The following is a 7,896-nucleotide window of genomic DNA, read 5'->3' on the forward strand; positions in this document are numbered from 1 at the left end:
TTTTCAATAGCGTGTTCATTCGCACCGATGAGTTCAACACCGTGCTTTTCCAGCACGCCTTGGCGCACCAGGTCTAGCGCGCAATTAAGCGCGGTTTGTCCGCCCATCGTGGGCAATAACGCGTCCGGCTTCTCGCGTTCAATGATTTTCTCGACCGCTTCCCAGGTGATCGGTTCGATGTAGGTAACATCGGCCGTTTCCGGGTCGGTCATGATGGTGGCGGGATTGCTGTTGACCAGGATGGTGCGATAGCCTTCGGCTTTAAGCGCCTTGCAGGCCTGCGCACCAGAGTAGTCGAATTCGCAGGCCTGACCAATAATGATCGGACCGGCCCCAATGATAAGAATAGTTTTTAGGTCTAAACGCTTTGGCATAAGTCTGAATTATTTTTGTCCGGCCATGAGGCTGATGAATTTATCGAATAGCACCACGATGTCGTGTGGGCCTGGACTGGCTTCTGGATGACCCTGGAAGCAGAACACTGGGCTGTCGGTAAGCTCGAACCCCTGCAAGGTGCCATCGAACAGCGACACATGTGTAACCCGGACATTGGCAGGCAAGCTGTCGGTATCGACAGTAAAGCCGTGATTCTGGCTGGTAATGAAAACCCTGCCGGTATCGAGATCCTGGACCGGGTGGTTGGCCCCATGGTGGCCGGTTTTCATTTTGATGGTTTTAGCCCCTAGGCCCAAACCCATGATCTGCTGACCAAGGCAAATACCGAATAACGGTATTTTTTGCTCGAGCGCGGCCTTGAAAGCATCGATGGCATATCCGCAAGGCTCGGGATCCCCCGGGCCATTGGACAAGAAAATGCCGTCTGGCTTGAGCGCCAGCACGTCCTGCACCGGCGTTTCGGCAGGTACCAAGGTGATCCGGCAACCACGATCATTCAGCAGGCGCAAGATGTTGGTCTTGATACCGTAATCGTAGGCAACCACATGGTAAAGACTGCTAACAGGCTGAGTAAAGCCCTGGCCAAGCTGCCAAGTACCTTCGTTCCAGTCCGTAGTGGTTTTTGTGGACACAACCTTGGCAAGGTCCTGGCCGGACATGCCAGGAAACCCCTTGGCAAGCGCAACAGCGCGTTCAGCATCATCGCCCACCAGGATGCATGCACCCTGGGCCCCGCCATCGCGCAATATACGCGTGAGCTTGCGGGTATCGACGCCGGAAATGGCGACAACCCCTTGGTCCTTCAGGTAATCGGGCAAGGACTGGGTAGCGCGAAAATTAGATACGCGCAAAGAGCAATCACGCACGACAAGCCCGGCCGCATGAACCCGGTCGGATTCAACGTCTTCGGGATTGATGCCCGTGTTGCCAATGTGTGGATAAGTCAAGGTAACCATCTGGCCGCTATAGCTGGGATCTGTCAGGATTTCCTGATAGCCAGTCATGGCGGTATTGAAGACGATTTCGGCGACGCAATTACCATCGGCGCCGATAGAGACACCCTTGAAGATGGTACCGTCTGCCAAAGCAAGAATTGCAGAAGGAAACCTGTCGGAACCTTCAGGAAAGAGTGACGGCAGCACTGTAAACCCCGGTTGTAAAGTCAATAATTAAACCTTCCGATTATACCTTGAGACGGTGGCCACCCCTTGAAGGGAGTGCAAAAAAAGGCCATCCGGCTGTGCTGGACCCGAAAATAGTCTACATTAACAGACACTTCCTTGTGTTTGTTCAACCTATGTAGAAACCATGTCCAATCAACTTGAATCCCTACGCCAATTCACCACGGTAGTTGCTGACACCGGCGATTTCGAAGCGATGCGCGTACATCGCCCTACCGACGCCACAACCAACCCGTCGCTTATTTTGAAAGCGGTACAGAAAGAAGAAAACCAGCACCTGCTGGAAAAAGTAGTGGCGGATCATGGCCAAGGCTCGAGCGGCGATTTGGTGGACCATTTGCTGGTTGCTTTCGGTCGGGAAATATTAAATATCGTACCGGGCCGCGTTTCAACCGAAGTGGATGCCCGGTTATCGTTCGACACCCAGGCCAGCATTGAAAGAGCTCGCCAGATCATCGAAATTTATCATCGCGCCGGTATTGATCGCGAGCGCGTGCTGATCAAGCTCGCCTCAACCTGGGAGGGAATACAGGCGGCCAAGGTGCTGCAGGCCGAGGGCATACGTTGCAATATGACGCTGCTGTTTTCGCTGCCCCAGGCACTGGCATGCGCTCAGGCGAAAGCGCAATTGATTTCGCCTTTCGTCGGGCGCATTTACGATTGGTACAAGAAAAGTGCCGGCGATGGCTGGGTCGAAGCCGCCAATGCCGGCGCTGCCGACCCCGGCGTCCAATCAGTGAAGCGAATTTACGACTATTACAAGTCGTACGATATTCCGACCGAAATCATGGGCGCGAGCTTTCGCAATATTGGTCAAATCAGGGCATTGGCGGGTTGCGATCTGCTCACGATCAGTCCTGATCTGCTGGCTCAACTTGCGCAGAGCACGGAGCCCCTTGAGCGTCAGCTTGATCCACAACTTTCGAAGCAAAATGCGCCCGAATGGATGGCGAGCAATGAGATTTCGTTCCGTACTGAGATGAATCAGGATGCAATGGCAACAGAAAAACTGGCGGAAGGGATTCGGCTGTTTGCCGCGGATGCCGTGAAACTGGACACCTTGATTGCCGAGGCGCGGAAGAAGTAATCTTTGACCACTCTAGAATCAACTTAGGTAGCTCCTATGCCGGAATTCGCTAACTTGCTTGCTTTTGCCCTCATTTCTCTTGGAATGGTGCTGACTCCGGGACCAAACATGGTCTACCTGATTTCACGATCCATATGCCAAGGCCGTACAGCAGGCATGATTTCATTAGGAGGCGTCGTTCTTGGCTTCGTCTTCTACATGCTGTGCGCCGCACTAGGTATTACCGCGATTGTTATGGCTGTACCTTATGCCTATGATGCTTTGCGCATCGGAGGGGGGTTATATCTGCTCTATCTGGCCTGGCAAGCAGTCAAGCCCGGAGGGCGCTCGCCATTCGAAGTGAAAAACTTGGCACAAGACAGCCCAAAAAAACTATTCCTAATGGGCTTCCTGACTAATCTGCTGAACCCAAAGATAGCAGTGATGTATCTGTCGCTACTGCCGCAATTCATCGACCCCACCCAAGGAAGCATCCTGTCTCAGTCGCTAGCCCTTGGTTTTACTCAAATCGTGATCAGCATAAGTGTAAATACCGTCATTACGATTTTGGCGGGTTCGATTGCGGTTTTTCTATCGAGCCGTCCGACTTGGTTCAAAGTCCAACGGTGGTTGATGGGAACGGTACTCGCCGGATTAGCCGTCCGAATGCTGACAGAATCGAAGCGCTAAAGAAAAAACGCCATTAAACCTGTGTGTTTAATGGCGTTTTCTTTCATGTAAATACCGTCTGACTACAACTTCTCGGTTTCCCCGGCCTTCGGCTTCCACGACAGCATCCGGTCTTCGAACAACGTAACCAAGCCGTCGAGAATTAACGCACACACGGTAAGCACCACGATTCCGGCAAATACGGTGTTAACGTCCAGCGTGCCTTCCGCCTGAAGAATAAGATAACCCACTCCGCTTGCCGACCCCAGGTATTCGCCCACCACCGCGCCGACAAAAGCCAGGCCCACAGAGGTATGCAAGCTGGAAAACACCCAGCTTGTCGCCGAGGGAATATATACATGGCGCAGCAGCTGCTTGCGATTGGCGCCCAGCATGCGGGCGTTATCCAGCAATGTGGAACTGACCTCGCGCACCCCTTGGTAGACATTGAAAAACACAATGAAAAACACCAGGGTTACGGCAAGCGCGACCTTGGACCAGATGCCCAGCCCAAACCACATACCGAAAATCGGCGCCAGAATTACCCGTGGCATGGAGTTCGCCGCGGTAATGTAAGGATCCAGCAATGCGCTGGCGCCGCGCGACAGCCCCAGCCATAGCCCGAATACCAGGCCAGCTATGGTGCCGATAAAAAACGCCAGTACCGTTTCAGACAATGTGATGCCTAAATGACGATAAATATCAGCATTAACAACAAACCAGTTCCAGATGACCTGGGCAATTTCTACTGGCCGGCCAAAGAAAAAGGCAAAGTTCCTGTCACGAGCAGCAAAGTGCCACGCCGACAAAATAACCACCAGCAGCAGAATCTGCCAGAACCGCATGGTGAGATTGGATTTAGTTGACTTCGACATCTTAAGCCCGCTTTTGTTGGGCATAGCCCTTTAACACTTCTTCGCGCAAGACATCCCAGATCGCCTTGTGCAACTCGATAAACCGCGCATTGCTGCGCACCTCGGCAACATCGCGCGGCCTTGGGATATCGATATCGAATTCACCGATGGGGTGCGTGCCGGGGCCAGCCGACAACACCACCACCCGGTCACTCATGGCGATGGCCTCGTCAAGATCGTGCGTAATGAACAACACCGCCTTACGCTTGGCCATCCACAAATCCAGCACTTCGTTTTCCATTAACTGACGCGTCTGTACGTCAAGCGCAGAAAAGGGCTCGTCCATGAGAATGATGTCGGGATCGCGGATAAGCGTCTGGGCAAGCATGGCACGCTTGCGCATCCCGCCGGACATTTGGTGCGGATAACGGTTTTCGAAACCGCCAAGCCCTACCCGCTTAAGCCATTCCCGCCCTTGCTCTTGCGCCTCGGCCTTGGGCACGCCGGCAAACTCCAGCCCCGCCGTCACATTGGACAAGGCGCTGCGCCAGGGCAAAAGCGCTTCGCCCTGGAACATATAGCCGGCACGGTGATTCACGCCGTTCAGCGTTTTACCAAATACTTTTACTTCGCCCGACGAGGGAGCCATGAGGCCGGCCCCAACGTTGAGCAAGGTGGATTTCCCGCAGCCGGTCGGCCCCACCACCGAAACGAACTCGCCAGGGGCGATGGAGATGGTGGCCTGCTTTACTGCGGTATATCCGGACTTGTCGCCGTCATGCGAAGCAAAGGTGCAGGTAATGTTGTCTAGCAGTAGTGCAGCTTCAGGCATTAGGATACTTTTTGTTGGCTTTGGCCACGAAATCGTTGGTCCAGACTTTTGAAATATCGATCTTGTCGGCAGGGAAATTAGGCACAAAAGCTTCCAGCGCTTTCAGGGCAGTCTGTGGGCCATCGCTGGCCACAGTGCCATCGGGCGACAAAGCTTCTTTGTTACCTTGAAGCGCCAGTTTATAAAGGTCAGGGTCGCCCAGCAAATAGCCCTTGGGCACCACCTTGGCGATATCATCGGGGCTAGCCGTTTGTATCCACTTGTCGGCGCGCACAATGGCATTGGCCAGCGCTTGCGTCGTGTTGGGATTCTTGTCGATGAATTCTTGCGAAGTGTATAAGCAGCCCGATGGCATATTGCCGCCGAAGATCTGCAGCGTGTCTTTCAGAGTACGGGTATCGGCAATGACTTTGACGGCGTCTTCTTTGATCAGTGTACTGATGACGGGATCAAGGTTGGCCATGGCATCGATTTGCCCGGTACGCATGGCGGTAATCGCGCCGGCGCCAGCGCCAACACCAATAAACGACACATCCGATGGCTTGAGGCCATGCTGGGCCAGGAAAAAGCTAGCCATCATGTTGGTAGAAGAGCCCGGCGCAGTAACCCCGATTTTCTTGCCTTTCAGGTCGGCAGGCGTTTTATAGTCGGCCATGGTCTTTTTGGAGACCACCAGCACGATCATAGGAGCCTGGCCCTGCTGAGCAAAGGCGCGATAGGCCTGGCCCTTGGACTGCAAGGTAATCGTATGTTCGAAGGCGCCCGAAACCACGTCGGCACTGCCGCCGACCACGGCCTGCAACGCTTTGGAGCCGCCTGCAAAATCGATGATCTGAGCGTTCAGGCCTTCGTCCTTGAAGTAGCCATTGATATTGGCGATGGACAAGGGCAGGTAGTAAATAAGCGCTTGTCCGCCTACGGCAATGGTGACGTCCTTCTTTTCCAGCGACTGGGCCTGTGCAAAACCAGGCACCACGCTTGCAGCGCCGGCAACGCCAGCCAATTTGAGCAAATCACGACGAGATATGGACATAAGAGGTCTCCTTGGAAGTTTAAGTTTTTTTGTATCTTACATGAGAATATCTGTACTGCTTATTAGGGCTGGACCCCTAGCCGCAGCGGTGCATTACGTGCTGCGTCGCTCCATCAGCGCCCAGGCAATCGTGCCGGCGTCCACGTACTCGAGCTCGCTGCCCGCCGGGACCCCCCGCGCCAGGCGGGTTACCGTCAGCCCATGAGAACGAAACAGCTCTGACAAGTAATGCGCCGTTGTTTCGCCTTCCGCAGTGAAGTTGGTGGCAAGAATTACTTCCTGCACCTGGCCATCAGTTACACGCTGGATGAGACGGTCGAACTGCAGTTCGTTGGGTCCTACCCCTTCCAGCGGGGCCAGATGCCCCATCAATACGTAATAAAGCCCTCGATACCCATGACTGGACTCGATCATGTTCTGGTCGGCCGGCGTCTCGACTATGCACAATACTGATGGATCCCGCTTGGGATTGGCGCAGGTCGCGCAAACCTCGGCCTCGGAGAAACCGTTGCAGCGCGAGCAATGGCGAAGACCTTGCACCGCATTGGACAACGCCCGGCTAAGCTGTTCGGCGCCGTTCAAGTCATGCTGAAGCAAGTGATAGGCCATGCGACGGGCCGAACGCACCCCTACGCCGGGTAAGCGGCGCAAGGCATCGATCAGCGTTTTGAGCGGTTCCGGCTCGGGCAGCGGCTCGTCCATTAGAAGGGCAGCTTCATTCCTGGAGGCAGGGGCATGCCCGCAGTGACAGCAGACATTTTTTCCTGGGACGTTGCTTCTGCTTTGCGCAAAGCATCGTTAAAAGCAGCAGCCACCAGGTCTTCGAGCATATCTTTGTCATCGGCCAGCAAGCTGGGATCAATCGTGACACGCTTGACATCGTGCCTGCAGGACATGGACACCTTTACCAGACCACCGCCCGAACCGCCTTCGACGACGATATCGGCAAGCGCATCTTGCGCCTTTTTCATGTTTTCCTGCATTTGTTGCGCCTGACGCATCAAGCCTGCAATCTGACCTTTCATCATGATTAGTTTTCCTGAAGTAAAAGAGTAAGTAGAGACTAGCGCCTAGGCTGCCCGACTCAAGGGCACGGCGCTAATGGAGCCAGGCACAACCTGGGCGCCAAATTCGCTGATAAGCGTGAGCACAAGGGGATCGGTCGCCACCGCCTGCTCGGCCTCTTGCTGGCGCACGACCTTCTGCGCCTGCTCGACCGCATGAGCGGTTTCATCCCCTGTAGCCCCGTATTCCACGCTCAATTGCACTACGGTCCCGAAGTGTTCGGACAAGACGGTACACAGCCGCGCCTTACCCGGGCTTTCGGCCAAGGTGCGAATCGCCACGCGCAGGTTGATTTGTTCGCCCTGCAAGCCCAGCCACTCGCTTTGGCGCGCCAGCTCGGCGGCCAGCCCGGTAACAGGCAAGGTCGCAGCCAAAGCGGGCCACGCTTGAGCAGTCATGTTGCGCAGGCGGGGAGACTTGGTTTTTTTCCGCTCGGGAGCGAATACCGCTGCGGCAAGCGCAGGAGTGGCCTCGAGCGAACCATCCAGCATTTCAAAATCGGGATCGCCCATATCGACCGGCTCGTAGCGGCCTTCATCCATGGACTCGAAACCCTGCTCGTGGAGCGTTTCGAATTCCTGTGGATGCAAGGTTTCGAATGCCGCGTCGTCGGGAACTGTTTGCGACTGCTGTGCCGCAGGCGATGGCGCGGACGGCTCAGCCGGTTCCGGCACAACGATAGGTGGCGGCGCAACATTATGCTGCGGCGCTTCCTGCACAGGCGCGTCTTCCCAGGCCGGCGTGTCATCAGGCTGCACCGGCTCGACCAGGACCGCTGGTGCTGGTGCTGGTGCTGGTGC

Annotated in this window: 10 protein-coding genes; 2 read left to right on the plus strand and 8 right to left on the minus strand. The window is 55.2% G+C overall.

Annotated elements, in window-relative coordinates:
* Window positions 1-374 (minus strand): carbamoyl phosphate synthase preATP-grasp domain-containing protein (locus ABWO67_RS18030; protein ID WP_502930051.1); only part of this gene is annotated, 374 nt, incomplete at its 3' end.
* 9 nt (window positions 375-383) lie between these two features.
* Complete coding sequence (gene carA / locus ABWO67_RS18035) at window positions 384-1,538, minus strand: glutamine-hydrolyzing carbamoyl-phosphate synthase small subunit (protein WP_353154304.1); 1,155 nt, start codon at window positions 1,536-1,538, stop codon at window positions 384-386.
* 166 nt (window positions 1,539-1,704) lie between these two features.
* Between carA and tal the strand changes: the two genes are divergently transcribed.
* Together tal and ABWO67_RS18045 are read left to right on the plus strand one after the other, a co-directional pair.
* Window positions 1,705-2,664, plus strand: a complete 960-nt coding sequence (tal, locus tag ABWO67_RS18040; protein WP_353154306.1) for a transaldolase — start codon at window positions 1,705-1,707, stop codon at window positions 2,662-2,664.
* Window positions 2,665-2,700: 36 nt separating this feature from the next.
* A complete protein-coding gene (locus ABWO67_RS18045) occupies window positions 2,701-3,333 on the plus strand; it encodes a LysE family translocator (RefSeq protein WP_353154308.1) in 633 nt (210 codons plus the stop codon).
* A 62-nt stretch (window positions 3,334-3,395) separates the two neighbouring features.
* On the opposite strand, the gene ABWO67_RS18050 is transcribed toward ABWO67_RS18045, so the two are convergent.
* The 6 genes from ABWO67_RS18050 to ABWO67_RS18075 all read right to left on the minus strand — a co-directional run.
* Complete coding sequence (locus ABWO67_RS18050; RefSeq protein ID WP_353154310.1) at window positions 3,396-4,187, minus strand: ABC transporter permease; 792 nt, start codon at window positions 4,185-4,187, stop codon at window positions 3,396-3,398.
* Between the two features lies 1 nt (window position 4,188).
* On the minus strand, window positions 4,189-4,998 hold the full coding sequence (locus tag ABWO67_RS18055) for an ABC transporter ATP-binding protein (protein WP_353154313.1): 810 nt from the start codon (window positions 4,996-4,998) through the stop codon (window positions 4,189-4,191).
* Window positions 4,991-6,031, minus strand: coding sequence for a substrate-binding domain-containing protein (locus tag ABWO67_RS18060; RefSeq protein ID WP_353154316.1), 1,041 nt, complete (start codon window positions 6,029-6,031; stop codon window positions 4,991-4,993). The genes ABWO67_RS18055 and ABWO67_RS18060 overlap by 8 nt, the downstream gene beginning before the upstream one ends.
* A gap of 93 nt (window positions 6,032-6,124) precedes the next feature.
* Window positions 6,125-6,733, minus strand: a complete 609-nt coding sequence (recR, locus tag ABWO67_RS18065) for a recombination mediator RecR (RefSeq protein WP_353154318.1) — start codon at window positions 6,731-6,733, stop codon at window positions 6,125-6,127.
* On the minus strand, window positions 6,733-7,059 hold the full coding sequence (locus ABWO67_RS18070) for a YbaB/EbfC family nucleoid-associated protein (protein ID WP_353154320.1): 327 nt from the start codon (window positions 7,057-7,059) through the stop codon (window positions 6,733-6,735). The genes recR and ABWO67_RS18070 overlap by 1 nt, the downstream gene beginning before the upstream one ends.
* A 42-nt stretch (window positions 7,060-7,101) precedes the next feature.
* The coding region (locus ABWO67_RS18075; protein ID WP_353154323.1) for a DNA polymerase III subunit gamma/tau C-terminal domain-containing protein at window positions 7,102-7,896 on the minus strand (795 nt) is incomplete at its 5' end.

It is taken from the genome of Pollutimonas bauzanensis (assembly GCF_040393045.1).
In the GTDB taxonomy this organism is placed as follows: Bacteria; Pseudomonadota; Gammaproteobacteria; order Burkholderiales; family Burkholderiaceae_B; genus Pollutimonas; species Pollutimonas bauzanensis_A.